We start from the raw sequence: 19,760 nt of genomic DNA on the forward strand, positions 1-19,760 counted from the left end.
AGGGTACCTGTTTGCGGACCAACTGGTCTGAAACTGATGGATGCTCGGTTCGCCTATCGCGGGACGTCGAGATCGAAGTACAGGGTCTCGGACCAGTAACCGAGGCCGAGTTCGCGTAGCGGTTCCTCGACGCTCTCCTGAGTCGGCGTGAACAGTCGCTCCCAGAATCGCGGCTTGGCGGGTGCGAGTGTGGCCAGAGCCGCCTCCATCTCGGCGTCGATGTCCGCCAGACCGGTCATCAGGGCCGCGCCCTGTTCGGCGAACGGTTCGTCGTCCATGTCGAAGATCTCGCCGCACTCGAGGACGAAGTAGTGGTCGGGTTCGGTGTGGCTGCGCAGGAAACGCAGCGCATCGCCGGCCATCGTGCGAGTTCGGGGTGATCGATTCGGCCGAGGAAGTCTTCGAGCCGGGCGATACCAGGACCACAGGGCGCGGTGACCGCGATCAGGTCGGGGGTGTCGTCCCAGATGATCGACTGTTGGGCGAAGGGATTCACGGACACAAGGATCCTCGGGACCAGCGGTATCGCGTACGACCACTCGGAGATACCGGTGAGACATCGGGCGCGAGCGGCAGCCGGATTCTCATGCGGAGCAACAGGGGTCGAGTAGAGATAGGTGCGGTTGGCCACTGGCCGAGTCCTTTCTGCGGTCGGCGTCACCTGATTCGGGCGGCGCCCACCATCCTCAATGCCAGGTCTCCGTACAGTTTTCCGATGTCTTCCGGATTCGTGTAATTGCCGGCCGGGAACCAGCGGCACACGTCGACGCACAGGGACATCAAGGCGAGGGTGACGCCTTCGGCATCGGGGATCGTGAAATCGCCCGACTGCACGCCGGCATCGACAACCTCCCGGACCACCCGCGTCGTGCTGCGGCGAAGCGCGACGACGGTTCGGTAGTGCTCTGGTGTGAGGGCAGTGAGTTCGTACTGGACAACGCGAGCGAGTGAATGGTGCCCGGCCTGCCAACTGGCGAAGGTGCTGATCAGTTCCTGCAAACGAACGGACGGTTCTTCACCCGGGCGGTCGGCGCCCTCGACCACTTTCAACGCTTCGGTGTGGCCTTCGAAGCTGATCGCGAAAAGCAGCTCTTCTTTCGAGCGGTAGTGCGGGTACATGGCGGCGGGACTCATGTCGAGTCGCGCGGCGATGTCACGGGTGGTGGTGCCGCCGTAGCCGGCAGAGGCAAAAGCGTCCACGGCTGCCGCGCGGATACGGGCCGCAGCTTTGGAGGGGCTGATCACCACGTCAGGTGAATCGCTCACGGTTTCCTCCAGGTGTGACGGATTTCGATGTTGACAATATCCCGCTCTCGATTCACTATAAGCAGGTGCTTAGATTCTAAGCGAATGCTTAGGAACATCGTTACGTGTGGCTTTGCCACGCCGAAAGGAAGCAACTCGTCATGCGTCGCACTCTGTACGGACCCGATCACGAGGCATTTCGCGAATCTGCTCGCGAATTCGTCAACCGGAACATCCTTCCGGTCGCAGAGAAGCTGATCGACCAGCGCTTCATCGATCGTGAAATCTGGCTCGAAGCGGGACGCAACGGCTTCCTCGGACTCGAGGTTCCGGAGGCGTACGGCGGAAGCGAAGCCGGCGACTACCGCTTCAACGCGGTTCTGGCCGAAGAGCTCTCGCGCGCCAGTGCAGCTGTTGCCTCGAGCTTCGGCATTCACGCCGACGTCGTTGCTCCCTACCTCGTTCAGCTCACCACCGAAGAGCAGAAGCAGCGTTGGCTGCCCAAGTTCTGCACCGGTGAGATGCTGACGGCCATCGGCATGACCGAGCCTTCCGGTGGATCCGACCTCGCCTCGCTCAAGACCACTGCGGTCAAGGACGGCGACGACTGGATCATCAACGGCTCCAAGACCTTCATCACCAACGGCTACAACGCCGACCTCGTGATCGTGGCGGCTCGGACCAGTCCCGAGAAGAAGTCCAAGGGCATCACCCTCTTTGCCGTCGAGACCGGCATGGAAGGCTTCGAGCGCGGACGCAAGCTCGACAAGGTCGGCCAGCACGAGTCCGATACCGCCGAACTGTTCTTCGAGAACGTTCGCGTGCCGTCCACCAACATCATCGGTGAGATCGACCGCGGCTTCATCCACATGATGGAAATGCTGCCGCAGGAGCGCGTCGGCGCTGCGGTATCCAACATCGCGCACGCCGCTCCGATCCTCGAAGAGACGCTGCAATATGCCAAGGACCGCAAGGCTTTCGGTCAGCCGATCGGCTCGTTGCAGTGGAACAAATTCCTTCTCGCGGATCTCGTCACCCGCATCGAGGTCACCCAGGCCTACGTCGACAACTGCGTCGCGGCACACGCTGCCGGCGAGCTGACCGCCATCGACGCCGCCAAGGCTAAGTGGTGGACCGCGCAGGTGCAGAACGAGGTCCTCGATCACTGCGTTCAGTTGCACGGTGGCTACGGCTTCATGACCGAGTACCGCGCCGCTCGCGCGTGGATGGACGCCCGCGTCACCAAGATCTGGGCCGGATCCAACGAGATCATGAAGGAACTCATCGGCCGCGATCTCGGCCTGTAATTTCGCAACTGCAGTCGATACGTCACTGCAGCCGCCACTTCCCGAACCCGACGACACAGGAGCATCACCGCGCATGTCTGTTCTCGACAAGTTCTCTCTGACCGATCGAGTGGTCATCGTGACCGGTGCGTCGTCGGGCCTCGGGGTGGCGTTTGCGAAAGCCGCAGCAGAGGCCGGCGCGGACGTCGTCCTCGCTGCTCGCCGCGTCGACAAGCTCGAAGACACGGCCAAGCTCGTGCGTGACGCAGGCCGCGAAGCATTGTGCGTGGCCACCGACATCGTCGATCCGGCTCAGGCTCAGAACATGGTCGACGCCGCGATGGAGAAGTTCGGCCGCGTGGACGTGCTGGTCAACAACGCCGGCGTCGGAACTGCCGTTCCGGCGACCCGCGAGACCCCGGACCAGTTCCGCGCCGTCATCGACATCAACCTCAATGGGTCCTACTGGGCAGCGCAGGCCTGCGGCCGCGTCATGCTCCCGGGCAGCTCCATCGTCAACATCTCGAGCATTCTCGGATTGACGACCGCCGGACTCCCGCAGGCCGCCTATGCGGCGAGCAAGGCAGGCGTCGTCGGATTGACCCGCGACCTCGCACAGCAGTGGGGAACGCGCAAGGGCATTCGCGTCAACGCGATCGCGCCCGGCTTCTTCAAGTCGGAAATGACAGACCAATACAACGACGGTTACTTGGACGCGATGGCTCCGCGCCTGATCCTCGGCCGCATGGGCGATCCTGAAGAGCTCGCGGCCACCATGGTGTGGCTCGCGTCCGAGGCCGGCGGATACGTCACCGGTCAGACCATCGCCGTCGACGGAGGAATCACCATCACCTGACGCCGATGCCGAGATGTCGCCGGCTTTGCCGTATAAGTAGCTGGTGACCTCTCGCGCCGAACCTCAGGAGAACTGGGAAGACCGTCCGCCACCATCCATGGCTGCGACGGAGCTTCTGCGTGACCTGCCGGTGACTGCCCGCGGCATCCGGACCAGGGCTTCTCTGGTCGCAGCGGCTCGAACGGTGTTCGAGCGCGCAGGGTATCTCGACGCCCGTCTCACGGACATCACCAAGGAAGCGAACTGCTCCACCGGCACGTTCTACACCTACTTCGACAACAAAGAGCAGATCTTCGCCGCAGTTCTCGACGTCGCGCAGGAAGACATGCTGCACCCAGGCATGGGACGGGTCCGCGACGTCGACAATCCGTATGCGGTCCTCGAATCGAGCAACCGTGCCTACCTGACGGCTTTTCGCCGCAACGCCAAACTCATGGGCCTACTCGAGCAGGTATCGCATATCGACCCGGCCTTCGCGAAACTGCGTCGGGACCGCGCCGAGACCTTCATTTCTCGCAATGCCCGAGCCATCGAACGCTTGCAAGCGGCTGGCAAGGCAGATGCCTCGTTGGACCCGCTGTTGGCTTCCCGAGCACTGTCGGCGATGGTGAGCCGTCTTGCCTACAGTTCATTCGTCTCCGAGGAACCTGGCGCCGACGGCAACCCCGTCCCGTTCGAGGACGTCGTCAAGACGGCTACTCAGGTGTGGGCCAACGCGCTGGGACTCGAAGGCGACCGCGGGTAGTTTCAGCCTTCGCCGCGGGCCGCGAACTGCTCCTCGAGGCTGTGGCGCAGTGTTTCCTCGCTGTTCTTGACAGCGTTTTCGACGAACGGCCCGATCAATCGGCCGAGTGCCTTGCCGGCAATGCCGCCGGGCAGTTTGTAGGCGAAGTCGACGGAAAGCTCGGTCTTGGAATCGTCGATCGCGGCGAACTCCCACGTGGACGAGTTGGATACACCGCCGAGCGAAGACAGCTTGATGATTCGATTCTTCTCCCACTCGGTGACCTCGAGTTTGGAGCGCAACGTGCTCGGCCCGATCTGCATGGCCGCGTCGAACGTGGCGCCGAGTCCCTGATCGAACTCTCCGAACGGGGTGAACTCGGAAACACCGAACATCCACGTCGGGACATTGCGGTAGTTGTCGATGTAGTCGAAGGCGACATCAACCGGCACGGCAGCAACCGCGGTGTGGCGAACATGGATCATGACTGGTCCCTGTCTTTCGGTGAACACCGACTCTAACCAATGGCTCCGACGTGTTCGGCGGCGGCGCAAGAGCGATCTACGGTATCGGTATGACGAACGAGCTTCCGGTACGCGGGTCCTGGCGCGATTACGAAGACCTGGGACTACCGAAACCGCTCGCTGCGGCGCTGGAGGCGTTCGTCGAGCAGGGCTATCACGGGACTTCGATCCGTGACGTCGCGTCGCGGTCCGGGCTGTCGGTGCCGGGGCTCTACCACCACTACCCGTCCAAGCAGGCTCTGCTGATCGGTCTGGCGACCGTGGTGATGACGGAGTTGTTGGAGCGAAGCCGCGCCGCCGAACTCGATGCCGGGGACGATCCCTCCGATCGCTTCGACGCGGTGATCGAATCTCTGTTGCGGTTCCACATGTTTCGACGCGAGCAGTCGTTCGTCGCCTCCTCCGAGATCCGCAGCATGGAGCCCGACAGCCGGGCTGGTTACATCGCCCAGCGCGACGAACAGCAGAAGCAGGTGGACCGGATCGTCCTCGACGGCGTCGCTTCGGGAGTGTTCGAGGCCGACCATCCCGAGGACGCCAGCCGAGCCGTGGTGACGATGTGCGTCGCCGTCGCGGTCTGGTACCGACCGGACGGTGAGTTGTCTCCGGACGAGTTGGTGGAGAGGTATTTGGAGATAGCGAGGCGCATGGTGGGGGCGAAGCGGGTGGGGGAGTGACTGTGGGGGCGAAGCGGGTGGGGGAGTGACTGTGGGGGCGAAGCGGGTGGGGGAGTGACTGTGGGGGCGAAGCGGGTGGGGGAGTGATCTGTTGACGCAACTGCGCGAATCAGTCTGAATTTTTGAGCAATTCGAGCGCTGCGTTCCGGCCGGCGCCGAAGGGGTCGGTGCCGATACCGATCCCGTCTGCGACAAGGGCACCTTCGTGAAGCAGCATGATTGCCTCGACGAGACGTTCGTCGGCTAGTCCGTCCGTCGCCAGAATGCGCCGGAAAAGGTCTGACATCTCCCGCTTTTGTTCGGCGATGACAGCGAACACCGGATGTGAGTGATCGCTGAACTCGGCGTGCGCGTTGATCATGCTGCACCCCTTGCCTCCGCTCGCCTTGGACCAGGAGGCGGAAGCGTCGAATACCGCACTCAACTGTTCGGCGCGGCTAGCTCCGGCTGATGCGAGCTTCTCGTCGCGGAAGATTCGCCACCGCCAATCTCGAGCCCTCAGGTATTCAACGACGAGACCGTCTTTCGAGCCGAACCGTTCGTACAAAGTCTTCTTCGTGACCCCGGCGTCCAGTGCGACGGTATCCACGCCTACGGCATGAATCCCCTTTTCGTAGAACAGCTTCGACGCAGACTCCAGAATGCGACGCGCTTTCGGAGTCAATTCGGGTGTGGATTCCTCTGCCATGGACAAAAGTATACCGATCTGTATAGTCGGGCTCATGAGTAAACAGATCGGTATACCTCGGATCGTGACCTCGAGATCTGCCGTGACGGCTACCTTGTCGGTCCTGTTCGTCGCGTGCTGGAGTTCGGGATTCATCGGGGCCAAACTCGGCGCTGGCAGTGCCGAGGTCCCCACGCTGCTGATGTGGCGTTTTCTCCCGCTCGCGGTGGTACTGCCCCCGATTGTCTGGCTCTCCGCCCGGCGCCGGAACACGATGCCCGCACCGCGGGCTCTCGGCAGGCAGGTGGTGATCGGGATGCTCTCCCAGAGTGGCTACCTGTTGTCGGTGTACTGGGCAGTCGATCTCGGCGTGAACACCGGAACCACAGCGCTGATCGACGGTATTCAGCCGCTGGTGGCTGCCGCGCTGCTCGGTCCGGTCCTCGGTGTCGCAGTCCCGCGTATGCAGTGGATCGGGTTGGCGATCGGACTGGGCGGCGTCGCGATGGTCACGGCAGCCGATGCCGGGGCCGGTACATCGGCGCCGTGGTGGGCGTACGCGATTCCGTTCCTGGGGATGCTCAGCCTGGTTGCATCCACCTTCGTCCAGCAACGCGCTCCCACGTCCACACCGCCACTGCAAGCTTTGGCCATCCACTGCTCAACCAGCGCAATAGCTTTCACAACTCTGGCGATCGTCTCGGATGCTGCCGTACCGCCAAGCGTCAACACATTCTGGATCGCATTGCTCTGGTTAGTCGTGCTGTCCACGTTCGGTGGTTACGGGCTGTACTGGTTGTTGCTCGGCCGCATCGGCATTACGTCCGTCAACACCCTGATGTTCTTGATCGCCCCCGTCACCGCGGTCTGGGGCGCACTGATGTTCGGAGAATCGTTCACTGCGTTCACCGCGCTCGGCTTGGCGGTGGGCATCGTCGCCGTCGTCGTGGTCACCCGGGTGGGCAATCGCCCGAAGAAGCAGGACGCGGGCACGGATTCCTGCCCGGCGAGAGCTTCGATCACGTCGCGCTGATGAAGGCCGATCGGGATGTGAACCGCTCGCGGAGCGCGGTGAGTTGCTCTGCGGTGAGCTTCAGTCCGTTGATTGCGTAGTCCTCGACGGTGCCGAAGTGCGTGCGCATTTCGTCGAGAGCTGCGTCGAAATAGCTGTCACGGACTCCGAGGAGGGGTCGTAGCACTTCTGCGTCAACGCCTTTGCTCGCGGCGAAGTCGAGGATCGGTTCTGTCATGGGAGCCAGATCGGTGTTCGTCTCCAGGTAGTCGGCGCGTACATCGGCTTCGTCGGCCCCGAGGAGGAGTAGGAAAGAGGTCGCGGCCCACCCGGTTCGATCCTTGCCGGTGGTGCAGTGGAAAAGTGCTGCCCCGGTGCGTTTTTCGTCGATGAGGTCGAGGTAGAACGTGCGATAGGCGTCGAGAGCGGACGGCAGGCTGACGAAGTTGCGGTTGGCTTCCTCCATCTGTGCGATCCCACGTCCGTCGCTGATGGTCTCGGCGTATGCGACCGGGTCCGTCATGAGTAGTCCAGTGGCCGCGGCGTTTTGGGCATTGTCGGCAAGTACGTCGAGCCAGACTGTGCGCGTCGAGTCAGGGAGATTGTCGAGTGCGCCGTCGCGCTCGGCGGCGGTCCTCAGGTCGTATACCGTCCGGACGTCCAAGTCGGCGACCGCGGCAAGGTCGTCGCCGTCGAGTTTCGCCAGAGTCGCTGAACGGTAGAGCGCGCCCGCGCGGACGGTGCCGTCTGCAACAGGAATGCCACCGAGGTCCCGGAAGTTCGGAGCGGTCTTCAGGAGAACGCGGCGATCGAGCGGGTGAGTTGGCATGGCTGACTCCTTGTGGGTTCCGTTTCCGAACTGATCATTCATGCCTTCTGCACACTGCGCACGAGCTTTTCGGCATTGCGTCTCTTGATCCACTTGTCGATGACGAGAGCCATGAAGATCCACCCTCCCAATGCCGTGATCACCCACACGATGATCGGGGCGAGGATCCAGGACCCGACGCCGCTGATCTCGATACCGTCGGGGACCAGGGTCGCAACCCAGAGCGCGAGCAGTGTGGCGACCAAGCCGACACCACCCGCGAGCGGAGCTGCGTAGTGCAGTGCCACGCTGAGCACGAATGGGCCGAGAATCATGTGTGCGAGGGTGAATACACCGATAGCGGCCAAGAAGCCGTTCACGCTCAGGCTGACCCCAGGAAGAGCAAAATGCACGACGATCAGCGCGATCGCGCCGAGAACACATTGCGAAACGAGCTGAAATAACAGACGCATGGCTTGTACCTCCGTGATCAGGTCGAGTCACCCGAGAGTGGTGTGTGCGTGGGGAACGCTTTGCTGCAGGGCTTCGGGACGAGGCGCCGTCCAGGTGCCGTCGAGCACGGAGGGACGGGGGCGGTACAGGCGCAGTACGTAGTTCCACCCGGGCATGATGGGCAGTGCGTTCGCGACGCCGTCGAGATGGACCCCGAAGCGGATGGTGGTGCTGCCGTCGGAGTCTGGGGTGGCCGTGAGGCTGTTGATGCTGTTGACGCCCAGGGCGTTCTCTTCGAAGTATCCGGCCGCGTTGTACAGCGAGACCGACCAGAACGCATCCACGGGAACATCGTTCAGGCGGAGACGGTATTCCCCGACCGGGAGACGTTCGTCGAAGTTGACGTAGGTGGCCTCGTACTCGGGAAGGCCACCCCAGCCGGATGCGGTACCGAGCAGGTGCCTGATCGGATCGACTTCCGCAGCGGTACCGAATGAATGGTCGTACGTGGTGATGCCTCGCGCGAGTGCGAGGAGTGCGTCGCGGGTCTCGGTCTGCGATTGCTCGTCGTAGTCGGGCAACGGGAACTCTCCCGTTCCGCCGCCGTCGATGTTGAGGGCGTCTTGCAACCGGTTCACCTCGGCGACGTCTTCGGGGCTGTTCGGATCGACGAGGATGCGCACGATCAGTGCGGCGTAGTCGGTCCCGACCAATTCACGCGTGAGCAGGTGCTCTCCCGGGTCGCGCAGGATGACGGGACCGAAGTGATCTTGACTGACCACCCACACGGAGATGTAGCGCTCGCCGGTATCGGGCACCGTGATGGTGACGTTCTCGCGCACGTCGATGATCGCGCTGCTGTACAGAGTGTCGCGGTTCTGGCGGATGATCGGCTGGTTGTCGAGTGACCCGAGATCACGAGTGTGGTTCCACGTGCCCAGGCCGACGCCCGCGGCCAGGCGAGCGAACATGAGATCGGACTCTGCCCGATTGAAGTTCAGGACGTTGACGGCGATCGTGGACATAGTGGGTTCCAATCGGTGTCGGGGTACGGAAGCGGGCGCGGTAATCCATGGCCCGTCGGGGTGAATCAGCCGAGCAGTCGCGCTTTCGCGGCTTGGAACTCGGCGTCGCTCAGCAGGCCTTGTGATTTGAGGTCGCCGAGTTTCTGCAACTCGGCGACGAGATCGACCGGGGCCGCGGGTGCGGGTGTGGGCATCGGGAGTGCGGCATGCTGCTGGGCAAATTCGTACTGCGCCTGCTCGTAGTCGGCCTGAGCTCTCCTTTGCCGGCGGGTGGCCATACCGTCGCTGACGGCGGTCGCGGTACCGGTGACGACCGCGGTGCGGGCGGCGAGGCCCAGCAGTCCGGGGCGGCCTCGTCTCGGGATGTACGGCATGTCAGACCTCCAATTTCGGGATGATCGTGTCCATGAGGGCATTGACGACGGGTGCGGGTATCCGCTCGTAACCCAGTAGCACCGCGCCTGACGCAGCGGTGCGTGCGGCGAGTTCGCGCTGATAGACCAGCTCGAGCGCGACCAGCAGCGCTGTGGCACCGGTGGGAATGGCTGCCGCGAGTTCGGTGATGTCCTCATGCCCGAGCAGACCGGACGCGCCGAGCATCTCGACGTTGATCTCGAAGCCGTTCGGCAACTCCTCGACTTCGATGAGGGTGAGTTCATCGTCCTCGGACTTGGAGATGACGATCAGATCGAGCAGCCGCACCAGGCCGGTATCCGTAAGGTCGGTCAGTGCGGAGAGCGCGGCCGGGTCGAGGCTCTGCCCAGGCAGGCCGAGAAGGTAGAAGTCGACGGGGCCGAAACGCGCGGCACTCACGAGAGGACCTTCAGCTTGAGTGCGGCGAACTCGTCCTCGCTGATCGCTCCGGCTTCGAGCAGTGCTGCGGCTGCGGCGATCTCCTCGCTGGGGCTCTTCCCCGCGACCTCGCGGATATACGATTCGGCGGCCTTCTCGGCGTCGCGTGCGGCCTTGTTGCTGCGTTCCGTCATCCCTTCGCCGCGGGCGACGAGATAGACGAGCGCGGTGAGGATGGGCAGGAAGAGTAGGAAGAACACCCAGACGGCCTTCAACCAACCGCTGAGCTTGTGGTCGCGGAACAGGTCGGCGATGATCGCGAACAGCGCGAAGAGATATCCGATGAAGACGGTTGCCCACAGCATCCAGCCGAGGCTTTCCCAGAAGCTCATGTGTCTTATCCGTTTCGTGTCAGGCCTGCGCACCGGGATTCCGCCGACTAGCGCATTTCGGTTGATTCCGGCAATTCTCACTGGTTTCCGCAGGCTTCGATCGCGGTCTCATCCGAAGCGGATGAGACCGGATTTCCACGGACATCGAACGTCTCGAGTATCTTCGACACATGATCGAAGCCGTGCGTGACGCACTCGCCTCTGGTGAGGCGGAGCAGGCTCGACGAGTCCTGCGGAAAAACTGGCTTCGTTTGATTCTCGAATCTCACACCAGGGAACTCGAGCAGCTCTGCCTTGCTCATCCCGATCCCCACGATCCGCACATCCTGCTGATACGGGCGTGCTGCCGCGATCTCAGCGGTGATCCGTACGGCGCTGAGTTTCTCCGCGGGCAGGGTCTGCGGGTGGCGTCCGACGATTTTGTCGTCTGCTTCACCGACCTGCTGCTCGCTCCGGACACCTCGACCAAGGCCGTCATCGCCGATCGCGCGCGTCACGCGCTCGCCCAGTGCGAGCCCGAGGACGATTACCCGTCCGCGCTTTTCCTCCTCGGATGGACCGAGGTCAGGCTTCGTCGTGACCTTCCTCGTGCCATCGCGCTACTTCGCTCCGCCGGCGACGAGGCGCAGTTGCAGTCGCGCACGGAGACATTGCGTCTTGCACAGTCCAACTTGGCCTTTGCGCTGACCCACGCGGGAGCATTCACCGAAGCCGAACAGATCCTCGACGGCCTTCCTGCGCGAGATGTGGCGTCCGATTGGGAACGCTTCGAAGGTGGTCTCCCAGAGTCGAATCGAGGGTGCATCGCTTACTGGCGTGGCGACTTCGAGGAGGCGATCGCTCAGTTCGACTCGATCATCGTGGAGGGCAGTCCCGGAACCAATTTCGAGGCGCTCGCCCGTCTGTACCTGGTGATGAGCCTGATCGCTCTGAACCGGGAAGACCGGTACCACAACGCCGCTCGTCTGCTGCGAGGCGTGAGCACTGCGGACAAGCACGGCATTCCTTGGGATACGCTGCGGCGCGTCACCACGGCCTGGCTCGCCCACGCTCAAGGACAGGACGAGCAAGCTCGCCGCATCGCAATGCCCACGCTGACCAGAACAGGTGCTGCGGTCGCTCACGCGCTTCTCGCGGAGCTCTACCGAGTCATGGGGGATCCGGAACCGTCGGCTCAAGCGCTTCGCTTGGCAACCTCGGCCGCGCTGCCGCGATATGCGCTGGTGAGCACCCTTGTCACGTCTGCCGCCCTGAGCTCCGTCGCCGGGCGTGGACCGCAGGCACACGAGCAGTTGGATCGTGCGCTGGCGGAAGCAATCCCCGAGCGCATTCTCGCCCCATTTCTGAGCGGCGATCCGGTAGTTGTCGACCTCCTGACAGCGCACGCGGTCCGGGGGTCGAGACACCAGGAGCTCCTGCGCACGATTCTGGAAAAACGGGGCCAGCTCTCTGCCAAACTCGCCGGAGTCCTGACGGAACGTGAGAAAGAGATCCTCACTTTTCTGCGAACTACGATGACTGCAGACGAGATCGCTGCGCACCTCGGCATCGCCTATCCCACTGTGAAGACTCACATTCGCTCGATCTACCGCAAACTAGGCGTGACCAAACGGCGTGCCGCTGTTCAAGCAGCCGACAACCTAGACCGCGGGATCGGGGGCGATTCCGCGGCGGAGGCTGCGAACCGTCAGGTCCAAGGCTTGTAGGCGCGTCCCGGAACCGCGGTTCACGTAGTCCATCGACGTGTAGAGCAGTGACCACAGCAGGTTCTGCACCCAGTCCGAACCCATGTCGGGGTCGATGGAACCGTCGGAGTGTCCGCGCTCGATGGCATCGGTGACTGAGTCGTCGTTCGACGCGGACTCGGCAAACGAATCTTCTTGATACACACCGGGAGTGAAGAACAGGACCGTCAAGAGGTCGGCCAGTTCGAAGTATTCATGGCACAGGCGAACCAGCGCTTCGGCTCCCGTACCCTCGCCGAGTCGAGCTGCTGCTGCTGCCTCTCCGACGGCGCGGGTGGCCTCGGCCGCGACTGCGTCGACCAGGTCTGACCGTTCGGGAAAATAGCGGTGCAAAGTGGTCCGGCCGACCTTTGCGGCCGACGCGATCTCGCTGAGGGTCGCAGCAGGCTTGGATGCGAACACCGAAACGGCAGCATCGAGGATGGCCTTCCGTGTGCGCTCGCGGGTCGCGCTTTGTTCTGGTGCGCTGTGGATCGTTGTCACGAATCCGAAGCGTAGCCGTGTCCGGTTTCGGTATCCAGTGTTTCCGAATCGGAATTTCTCTTGCCCTTTATGGAACATTCGTGTTCCATAAATTCATGCTTGAATCCGACGCTTCTCAGCCCGCACCGAAATGGAGCAATCTCCGCGTCCTCTCGGAGTTCGCTCGACCGCATCTGCCGTCGCTCCTTCTCGGATTGGTACTGGCGCTGTGCGGCTCCGCGGCGACGCTGGCAACGCCCATGGTCACCAAGTGGGTTCTCGACACCCTCGATACCGGTGCGTCGCTGAAAGGACCTATCCTCACGCTCGTCGTCCTTCTGATCGTCGGTGCCGTGCTCGGTTGTGCTCAGTGGATCGTTCTCGGAACCGCCGCCGAGAAGGTTGTCTTCGACGCCAGGTCGTCGCTGGTGAAGCGATTCCTGGCGGCGACCGTACCTTCGCTGCAATCGCGATCCGTGGGTGAATTGGTCACCCGGGTCACGTCTGACACCTTGCTGCTGCGGGAGGCTGCGTCGTCGGCCGCGGTGAATATTCTGAACGCAGCCGCGTTGACCATCGGAACGATTGTTCTGATGGGCGTACTGGATCTGCCGTTGTTGGGCGTCACCATGGTGGCAATCGTGTTCGCCTCCATACTCTTTGCGGTTCTGATGCCTCGGATTTCCGCAGCGGAAGCGCGAACCCAGGAATCGCTCGGTCAGCTCGGCGGCGTTCTCGAGGGTGGCTTGCGTGCGATCCGGACGGTCAAGGTTTCCCTCGCCGAGGATCGCGTCGGGGCTCTGGTGACGAACAATGCGTCCGATGCGAAAAAGCATGCGATCACGGCGGTGCGAGTGTCGGCAACCGCGTGGACTGTCGCGTGGACCGCCATTCAAGGATCGATCATTGCCATCCTGGGCTTCGGTGCCTGGCGAGTCGCCGACGGCGAAATGGCAGTCTCGACGCTCATCGCGTTTTTGCTCTACGCCTTCACCCTGATGGGGCCGGTGTCGGAGCTTGCGCAGAACGTGACCTCCGTTCAGTCGGGAATCGCGGCAGCTATCCGGATTCGCGAGATGCAGTCGTTGCCCACCGAGCAGTACGACGAGGTCGTGGACGTGGTCGCGAAAACCAACGCTGCCGCGCCGCTGATCGAGTTGCGCGACGTCACCGTGAGCTACCACGGATCGAACCAGCCGGCGTTGCGCGATGTCTCGCTGGTCATTCCGACGCGTGGGCACATGGCCATCGTCGGCCCGTCGGGTGCAGGAAAGACGACCTTGCTCTCGACCGTGCTGCGATTTGTCGAACCGCGATCGGGTGAGGTTCTCCTGCATGGAGTCGGTTACGACGCGCTCGATCACCGCGCTGTGCGCGAGAGTCTCGCATACGTGGAGCAGGAGACACCGGTGGTGCCCGGAACGATTCGGGAGAACGTCGTCTTCAGCCATCCCGATGCGACGGACGAAGAAGTCCAGGCCGTTCTGCGCTTGCTCCGGCTCGACGACGCGATCGAGGCCCTGCCCAACGGACTCGACACCGCTCTGACGGCCACTTCGCTGTCGGGCGGCCAACGTCAGCGGATCGCGATGGCGCGCGCAGTTCTGCGGCCGAGTGCTTTGCTTCTGCTCGACGAAGCCACTGCCCAGGTCGACACGCTCACCGAAGCCGCGATTGTCGACGCGATCAACGAACGTGCGCGCACCGGGGCCGTGGTGACTATCGCTCACCGGCTCTCGACGGTGCGTGACGCCGACTGGATCGTGGTCATGGAAGACGGTCGGATCCGCAACATCGGCAACCATGACGAGCTCATGGACAAGGACGATCTGTACCGCGACATGGTGGTTGCCGGCCGGCTCGATCAGGGCGAGGCGATGCTCGAGGATTGTTGACCCGACGCGTCGGCGTGTGCGAGAGTGCTGATACCGAGCGATCGCTCGGTCGGGATGTTCTTTCGGAGGTGGCTGGTGGCAATCGATCTGACGTACGCGCCCGAGGTGGTGGCGCTGATCGAGAAGACGCGCGACTTCACGCGCAACGTAGTGCTCCCCATCGAAGACGAACACGCCGGTGACATCGCTGTAGCGGGTGGCGATGCAATCCGCATCGAGATGCAGTCGGCAGCAAAAGAAGCCGGTGTCTTCGCCCCGCATGCGCCGATCGAGTACGGCGGACACGGACTCAACATGAGTGATCGCGCGCCGGTCTTCGAGGAAGCCGGCTACTCGCTATTCGGGCCGACGGCGCTCAACATCGCGGCGCCGGACGAGGGCAACGTTCACATGCTGGCCCACGTGGCGAACGAAGCACAGAAGCAGCAGTTCCTCGCGCCGCTCGCAAGCGGGGACATGCGGTCGGCATTCGCCATGACCGAACCCGCGCCGGGAGCGGGATCCGATCCTTCGGCTTTGAACACCCGCGCCGAGAAAGTCCCCGGTGGCTGGAAGATCAACGGTAAGAAATGGTTCATCACCGGCGCCGACGGCGCCGGGTTCTTCATCATCATGGCGCGCACGTCCGGTGAGCCCGGGCAGCGCGGCGGAGCGACCATGTTCCTGGCGCCGACGGATACTCCCGGCCTGGTAGTGGGTCGACACATCGACACCCTCGACAAGGCCATGATCGGCGGGCACTGCGAGGTCACGTTCGAGGATCTCTTCGTACCCGACGAGGCCGTTCTCGGTGAGGTCGATCAAGGTTTCGCCTACGCGCAGGTTCGCCTCGGTCCCGCCCGCATGACGCACGTGATGCGCTGGCTCGGTGCAGCGCGCCGCGGCCACGACGTCGCCGTGGCCAGAGTTGCCGAACGAGAAGGCTTCGGCTCGAAACTCGGTGATCTCGGAATGATCCAGAAGATGGTCGCCGACAACGAGATCGACATCGCAGCCAGCCGCGCACTTCTGGTGCAGGCCTGCTTCGAACTCGATCAGGGCGGGCACGCGAGCAACGCGACGTCCATCGCCAAGACCTACGCTGCCGAGGCGATCTTCCGGATCGTGGACCGCTCCATTCAGATGTGTGGCGGAATGGGCGTGTCCGGCGATCTGCCGCTGGCACGCTTGTCCCGCGAAGTGCGTCCCTTCCGCGTCTACGACGGCCCGTCCGAGGTTCATCGCTGGGCAATTGCGAAACGTGTTGTCGGAGCTGCGAAGCGCGCTGCTCGGGAGGAGTCGAAGTGACGGACTTTCCAGGACTCGATCTCGCGGCGCTCCACAAGTATCTGCAAGCCGCAGGCGTCGAGGTGAGCGGTGAGTTGCGAGCCGAACTGATTTCAGGCGGCAAATCCAATCTCACCTACGGTATCTTCGACGACAACTCGAAGTGGATTCTCCGTCGTCCACCCACGGCCGGCCTCACGCCGTCGGCGCATGACGTTGCGCGTGAGTTCCGAATCACCTCGGCGTTGCAGAACACTGCCGTGCCGGTCGCGCCGACCGTCGTGCTGTGCGAGGACGCCTCGGTGATGGGTGCGTCGTTCACGGTGGTCGAGTTCGTCACCGGTCAAGTGATCCGAACCAAAACCGAGTTGGAAGCTGTTCCGGCAGCGCAGGTCACGCAGTGCACCGACGAGTTGGTGCGTGTTCTCGCTGCACTGCACGACGTCGACTACACCGCAGTGGGTCTCGGCGAACTCGGCAGACCCGACGGTTACGTAGCCCGCCAGGTGAAGTTGTGGGCCGGTCAATGGTCACGCGTCAAGACCGAGGACTCGGCCGACGTGGACAGGTTGGCGTCGAGCCTCGCGGAATTGATTCCGGCGGAATCAGCCTCGTCGATCGTGCACGGCGACTACCGGATCGACAACACGATTCTCGCGGCGAACGACGTCACCAAGGTTGCCGCAGTGGTGGACTGGGAACTGTCGACGCTGGGCGATCCGCTGGCGGACATCGCGATGATGTGCGTCTATCGGCATCCCGCGCTGGATCTGGTTCTGGGTGAGCCTGCTGCGTGGACGAGCCCGTCGCTACCGTCCGTTGTCGATCTGGCGCAACGGTATTCGTCCGTGTCGGGTCGTGAACTGGCGCATTGGAACTTCTACATGGCGCTCGGGTTCTTCAAACTCGCCGTCGTGGCGCAGGGCATCGATCACCGATTCCGAGCAGGAGCCACCGTCGGCGGGGGATTCGACAAGGCTGGATCTTCTGTGCCGGAACTGATCTCGGCCGGACTCAACGCACTGCAAGGGAAATTCGAATGACTCGATCAGCACTGGTCACCGGCGCCTCCAAGGGAATCGGGCTCGGCATCGCAACACGCTTGGCTTCGCAAGGGTACGGGCTGACCATCACAGCCCGTGATACCGAGCGGCTCGCCGTTGTCGCCGAAGAACTTACGCGCGCCGGATCGCCGGACGTCGTCGTCTCGGCCGGCGACATGGCGGACGAGAACTTCGCCGCAGCACTCGTCGCCACACACAATGAGCGATTCGGCTCCATGAGGGCTCTCGTCCTCAACGCCGGAGTGGGAACCAGTGGGCGAGTAGCGGATTACCCGATGCGACGTTTCGACAAGACCGTTGCCGTCAATCTCCGAACACCGTTTGCACTATTGCAAGCGTCGCTGCCGCTCCTGCGTACAGCGGCGGACGCGGACCTTGCCGGCGGAGCGAAGGTGATCGCTCTCGCCTCGATGGCCGGTGTGTATGCCGAGAGCGGCCTGGCCGTCTACGGAGCCACCAAAGCTGCGCTGATTTCGATGGTCGAGGCACTCAACGCCGAGGAATCCGGAAACGGCGTCAGTGCGACGGCCATCGCTCCCGGTTACGTCGACACCGACATGTCGGCATGGACACACGATCGGATCACACCGGACACCATGATCAAGGTCGACGACATCGTGGAGTTGGTGGACGGTCTGCTCAAGCTCTCGTCTCGAGCGGTCGTTCCGAAGGTCGTCATGGCGCGGGCCGGGACCAACGGCTACTCCGCCTGAAATTTCAATCCAGCTTGGCTTCGCCCCGCTTGCGAAAGAAGTGAAAGCCAGGCACCCCGACGATCGCCTGCCGCAGGTCCTTGACCACTCCGAGGAGTTCGTGGATCTCGGGCGAGACGGAGTCCAAGGTTCCGAGGATGGGCAACACCGCGGCCACCCGGTCGGTGAGCTCCGGTAGTTGGTCGATCAGCTTGATCGCGGCGCTGACCTCTGCCTCGGAAAGGTCGTCGGCGAACCTGGCGGCCAGCGGCGCGAGCTGTAGGGCGATGGGCTCGCAGATCTCGAGGAGTTGTCCCGCGATGTCCGACGTCTGCTCGACGGCCTCGACCAGTGTCTCAGCGCGAACGGTCACGGCGGCAGCTCCGATGACGACGCGGTCGGCGTTGTCGGCGATCTGGTTGATGCGCGCCACCAACCTCTCGACCGAGAAGAGGAGCGCCTCGAGTCGAGTGGGCAGGGTGACCGCAAAAGCGACCGTGGACAGGGACCAGTGCACCACGTCGCCGACGGAGCGGACGACGGTGGAGCTGCCGGGCAAAACTAGAGCCATCCCTCGATACTGCCTGATGTGACGTCAAAGTACAGGTAAATCTCACATTCACGAGGCCCGCGGCGTCTTCGAGGTGTCGGTGCCGGCGCGGACAATCACTTCACCCGCTGCCTGCCGCACCGCGCAACCTGGAAGGATCGAGACATGACGGCTATCCGTACGCACACTGTGATCGACTCGCCGATCGGAGCGTTGACGCTGGTAGCAGCAGGTGACGACCTCTGCGGTCTGTACATGGCGGAGCATCGCCACAAGCCGGACGAGTCCACGTTCGGTGATCGTTCCTCGGCGGTCTTCGGTGAAGTCGAATCGCAGCTCACCGAGTACTTCGAGGGTGATCGCACGGAGTTCTCCGTGCCGCTGGCGCCCGTGGGTACCGAGTTCCAGAAGCGGGTGTGGGACACCTTGCGAACGATCCCGTACGGCGAAACCTGGACCTACATGGAGCTCGCGCAAACTTTGGGTAACCCGCTTGCGATCCGTGCTGCCGCCGCGGCAAACGGCAAGAATCCGATCAGCATCATCGTTCCCTGTCATCGCGTGGTCGGTAGCGACGGAAGTCTGACCGGTTTCGCCGGCGGCCTCGAACGTAAGCGGTTCCTGCTCGACCGCGAGCACGGCGGCGAATCGGATGTCCTCTTCTGATGCGCTCGGCTCACAATTCGGTGATCGGGAACGTCTACCGGTCGTGACACTCAAACCGTTCGAAGACGTCGTGACCGAATACGGTGCAGTGGTCCTCCGTGTCTGCCGCGCGGTGGTCGGGCCCGTCGACGCCGAGGACGCGTGGTCCGAGACGTTCATCGCGGCGATGCGGGCATACCCGGATCTGAACCCGGACGCGAACATCGAAGCCTGGCTGGTCACCATCGCGCACCGCAAGGCGATCGACATCACCCGAGTGCGTGCCCGCGTGGCCGTGCCGACAGACGACGTTCCGGAGTTGCCGACGCGAATCGGCGTGCCGGGCACGTGGGATCACGAACTCTGGGACGCACTCGAACAACTACCACTCAAACAACGTGCGGCGGTCGCCTATCACTTTCTGGGTGGGCTGCCGTACGCAGAGATCGCGGACATCCTCGGCAACACGCCGGCAGCCGCCAGGCGCGCGGGTGCGGACGGTATCGCCACCCTACGAAGAACCTACTTGTCCGCTACCGCTGCGGAAGGGAGTCACTCATGAGTAACGATGTGTTCGAGGCACTTCCAGCCGTTGACGCCGACGCCATGATCCGCCTACGGGCGCGCCTGGCTGCTCAGGCGTCCGAAGCCGAATTGATCGACGTGGCATATCGAACCGTCGATTCGCCGGTCGGAAAGCTGCTGCTGGCGGCAACTGATGTCGGCCTGGTGCGGGTTGCCTTTGCCGTCGAAGGGCACGACCTCGTTCTGGAACGATTGGCGGACACCGTCAGCCCTCGTGTGCTTCATTACCCGCGCAGGCTGGACACTGTCGCTCGCGAGTTGGACGAGTACTTTGCCGGTGCGCGTCGAGAATTCGATCTGCGCTTGGATTTCCAACTCGCGAAAGGGTTTCGACGCGAAGTGTTGCGTCATCTTCCCGAGATCGAATACGGCCACACTGCAAGCTATTCGGTGGT

24 protein-coding genes and 1 pseudogene are annotated in these 19,760 nt (G+C 63.1%); 13 read left to right on the forward strand and 12 right to left on the reverse strand.

The features are described 5' to 3' along the window. Positions 1–53 precede the first annotated feature (53 nt). Positions 54–772, reverse strand: a pseudogene (locus A2J01_RS37520) (DUF7822 domain-containing protein). Further along, positions 658–1,266, reverse strand: a complete 609-nt coding sequence (locus tag A2J01_RS29985) for a TetR/AcrR family transcriptional regulator (RefSeq protein WP_030536572.1) — start codon at positions 1,264–1,266, stop codon at positions 658–660. The pseudogene A2J01_RS37520 and the gene A2J01_RS29985 overlap by 115 nt, the downstream one beginning before the upstream one ends. Before the next feature lie 140 nt (positions 1,267–1,406). On the opposite strand from A2J01_RS29985, the gene A2J01_RS29990 reads away from it, so the two are divergent. From A2J01_RS29990 to A2J01_RS30000, 3 genes are all read left to right on the forward strand, one after another. Continuing rightward, positions 1,407–2,552 carry an acyl-CoA dehydrogenase family protein gene (locus A2J01_RS29990; protein WP_007730036.1) on the forward strand — a complete coding sequence of 382 codons (1,146 nt, stop codon included), beginning with the start codon at positions 1,407–1,409 and terminating at the stop codon, positions 2,550–2,552. A gap of 73 nt (positions 2,553–2,625) precedes the next feature. Then, a complete protein-coding gene (locus tag A2J01_RS29995) occupies positions 2,626–3,387 on the forward strand; it encodes an SDR family NAD(P)-dependent oxidoreductase (protein ID WP_003939707.1) in 762 nt (253 codons plus the stop codon). A 97-nt stretch (positions 3,388–3,484) separates the two neighbouring features. Next, positions 3,485–4,132, forward strand: a complete 648-nt coding sequence (locus A2J01_RS30000) for a TetR/AcrR family transcriptional regulator (RefSeq protein WP_082900984.1) — start codon at positions 3,485–3,487, stop codon at positions 4,130–4,132. 2 nt (positions 4,133–4,134) lie between these two features. Here the strand turns inward: A2J01_RS30000 and A2J01_RS30005 are convergent, their stop codons facing one another. Further along, positions 4,135–4,596 carry an SRPBCC family protein gene (locus A2J01_RS30005; protein ID WP_003940411.1) on the reverse strand — a complete coding sequence of 154 codons (462 nt, stop codon included), beginning with the start codon at positions 4,594–4,596 and terminating at the stop codon, positions 4,135–4,137. A gap of 89 nt (positions 4,597–4,685) precedes the next feature. Between A2J01_RS30005 and A2J01_RS30010 the strand changes: the two genes are divergently transcribed. Continuing rightward, entirely contained in the window at positions 4,686–5,312 is a 627-nt protein-coding gene (locus tag A2J01_RS30010) for a TetR/AcrR family transcriptional regulator (RefSeq protein WP_030536574.1), read from the forward strand. Positions 5,313–5,421: 109 nt separating this feature from the next. Here A2J01_RS30010 and A2J01_RS30015 read toward each other — a convergent pair whose 3' ends face one another. After that, on the reverse strand, positions 5,422–6,000 hold the full coding sequence (locus tag A2J01_RS30015) for a TetR/AcrR family transcriptional regulator (protein WP_064114187.1): 579 nt from the start codon (positions 5,998–6,000) through the stop codon (positions 5,422–5,424). Positions 6,001–6,034: 34 nt separating this feature from the next. Between A2J01_RS30015 and A2J01_RS30020 the strand changes: the two genes are divergently transcribed. Then, positions 6,035–7,012: a DMT family transporter gene (locus A2J01_RS30020; RefSeq protein ID WP_231916114.1), complete on the forward strand. Its 978-nt coding sequence runs from the start codon at positions 6,035–6,037 to the stop codon at positions 7,010–7,012. Here the strand turns inward: A2J01_RS30020 and A2J01_RS30025 are convergent. The 6 genes from A2J01_RS30025 to A2J01_RS30050 all read right to left on the reverse strand — a co-directional run bounded on the left by A2J01_RS30025 (position 6,999) and on the right by A2J01_RS30050 (position 10,461). After that, positions 6,999–7,820, reverse strand: a complete 822-nt coding sequence (locus A2J01_RS30025; RefSeq protein ID WP_003939715.1) for a tyrosine-protein phosphatase — start codon at positions 7,818–7,820, stop codon at positions 6,999–7,001. The two genes, A2J01_RS30020 and A2J01_RS30025, sit on opposite strands and share 14 nt — an antisense overlap. A gap of 38 nt (positions 7,821–7,858) precedes the next feature. Beyond that, a complete protein-coding gene (locus tag A2J01_RS30030; RefSeq protein ID WP_003940418.1) occupies positions 7,859–8,272 on the reverse strand; it encodes a phage holin family protein in 414 nt (137 codons plus the stop codon). 27 nt (positions 8,273–8,299) lie between these two features. Continuing rightward, positions 8,300–9,277: a DUF1214 domain-containing protein gene (locus A2J01_RS30035; protein WP_003940299.1), complete on the reverse strand. Its 978-nt coding sequence runs from the start codon at positions 9,275–9,277 to the stop codon at positions 8,300–8,302. Between the two features lie 65 nt (positions 9,278–9,342). Next, a complete protein-coding gene (locus A2J01_RS30040) occupies positions 9,343–9,651 on the reverse strand; it encodes an SHOCT domain-containing protein (RefSeq protein ID WP_007729626.1) in 309 nt (102 codons plus the stop codon). A gap of 1 nt (position 9,652) precedes the next feature. Continuing rightward, positions 9,653–10,090: a DUF6325 family protein gene (locus tag A2J01_RS30045; RefSeq protein WP_042923946.1), complete on the reverse strand. Its 438-nt coding sequence runs from the start codon at positions 10,088–10,090 to the stop codon at positions 9,653–9,655. Then, positions 10,087–10,461, reverse strand: coding sequence for a PLDc N-terminal domain-containing protein (locus A2J01_RS30050; RefSeq protein ID WP_030537228.1), 375 nt, complete (start codon positions 10,459–10,461; stop codon positions 10,087–10,089). The genes A2J01_RS30045 and A2J01_RS30050 overlap by 4 nt, the downstream gene beginning before the upstream one ends. 170 nt (positions 10,462–10,631) lie before the next feature. Here A2J01_RS30050 and A2J01_RS30055 point away from each other — a divergent pair, with 170 nt between their 5' ends. Next, positions 10,632–12,167: a helix-turn-helix transcriptional regulator gene (locus A2J01_RS30055; RefSeq protein ID WP_064114188.1), complete on the forward strand. Its 1,536-nt coding sequence runs from the start codon at positions 10,632–10,634 to the stop codon at positions 12,165–12,167. Here A2J01_RS30055 and A2J01_RS30060 read toward each other — a convergent pair. Beyond that, the gene (locus A2J01_RS30060) at positions 12,102–12,689 is read right to left on the reverse strand and encodes a TetR/AcrR family transcriptional regulator (RefSeq protein WP_030537226.1); all 588 of its coding nucleotides are present in this window, start codon (positions 12,687–12,689) and stop codon (positions 12,102–12,104) included. The two genes, A2J01_RS30055 and A2J01_RS30060, sit on opposite strands and share 66 nt — an antisense overlap. Positions 12,690–12,784: 95 nt before the next feature. On the opposite strand from A2J01_RS30060, the gene A2J01_RS30065 reads away from it, so the two are divergent. From A2J01_RS30065 to A2J01_RS30080, 4 genes are all read left to right on the forward strand, one after another. Then, positions 12,785–14,563, forward strand: a complete 1,779-nt coding sequence (locus A2J01_RS30065; protein WP_007729612.1) for an ABC transporter ATP-binding protein — start codon at positions 12,785–12,787, stop codon at positions 14,561–14,563. 75 nt (positions 14,564–14,638) lie between these two features. Continuing rightward, positions 14,639–15,850, forward strand: a complete 1,212-nt coding sequence (locus tag A2J01_RS30070) for an acyl-CoA dehydrogenase family protein (RefSeq protein WP_003940162.1) — start codon at positions 14,639–14,641, stop codon at positions 15,848–15,850. After that, positions 15,847–16,872 carry a phosphotransferase family protein gene (locus tag A2J01_RS30075; RefSeq protein WP_007729609.1) on the forward strand — a complete coding sequence of 342 codons (1,026 nt, stop codon included), beginning with the start codon at positions 15,847–15,849 and terminating at the stop codon, positions 16,870–16,872. The genes A2J01_RS30070 and A2J01_RS30075 overlap by 4 nt, the downstream gene beginning before the upstream one ends. After that, positions 16,869–17,606, forward strand: coding sequence for an SDR family NAD(P)-dependent oxidoreductase (locus A2J01_RS30080; RefSeq protein WP_030537223.1), 738 nt, complete (start codon positions 16,869–16,871; stop codon positions 17,604–17,606). Before A2J01_RS30075 ends, A2J01_RS30080 begins: the two co-directional genes overlap by 4 nt. A gap of 4 nt (positions 17,607–17,610) precedes the next feature. Here A2J01_RS30080 and A2J01_RS30085 read toward each other — a convergent pair whose 3' ends face one another. Next, positions 17,611–18,156, reverse strand: a complete 546-nt coding sequence (locus tag A2J01_RS30085) for a hypothetical protein (RefSeq protein WP_064114189.1) — start codon at positions 18,154–18,156, stop codon at positions 17,611–17,613. 144 nt (positions 18,157–18,300) lie between these two features. Here A2J01_RS30085 and A2J01_RS30090 point away from each other — a divergent pair, with 144 nt between their 5' ends. From A2J01_RS30090 to A2J01_RS30100, 3 genes are all read left to right on the forward strand, one after another. Further along, the gene (locus A2J01_RS30090) at positions 18,301–18,801 is read left to right on the forward strand and encodes a methylated-DNA--[protein]-cysteine S-methyltransferase (protein WP_003940613.1); all 501 of its coding nucleotides are present in this window, start codon (positions 18,301–18,303) and stop codon (positions 18,799–18,801) included. Next, positions 18,788–19,342, forward strand: coding sequence for an RNA polymerase sigma factor (locus A2J01_RS30095; protein WP_080961251.1), 555 nt, complete (start codon positions 18,788–18,790; stop codon positions 19,340–19,342). The genes A2J01_RS30090 and A2J01_RS30095 overlap by 14 nt, the downstream gene beginning before the upstream one ends. Beyond that, positions 19,339–19,760, forward strand: a 422-nt coding sequence (locus tag A2J01_RS30100) for a methylated-DNA--[protein]-cysteine S-methyltransferase (RefSeq protein ID WP_064114190.1), incomplete at its 3' end; no start/stop codon positions are given. The genes A2J01_RS30095 and A2J01_RS30100, both read left to right, overlap by 4 nt.

Source organism: Rhodococcus sp. EPR-134 (assembly GCF_001647205.1).
Taxonomy (GTDB): domain Bacteria; phylum Actinomycetota; class Actinomycetes; order Mycobacteriales; family Mycobacteriaceae; genus Rhodococcus_F; species Rhodococcus_F qingshengii.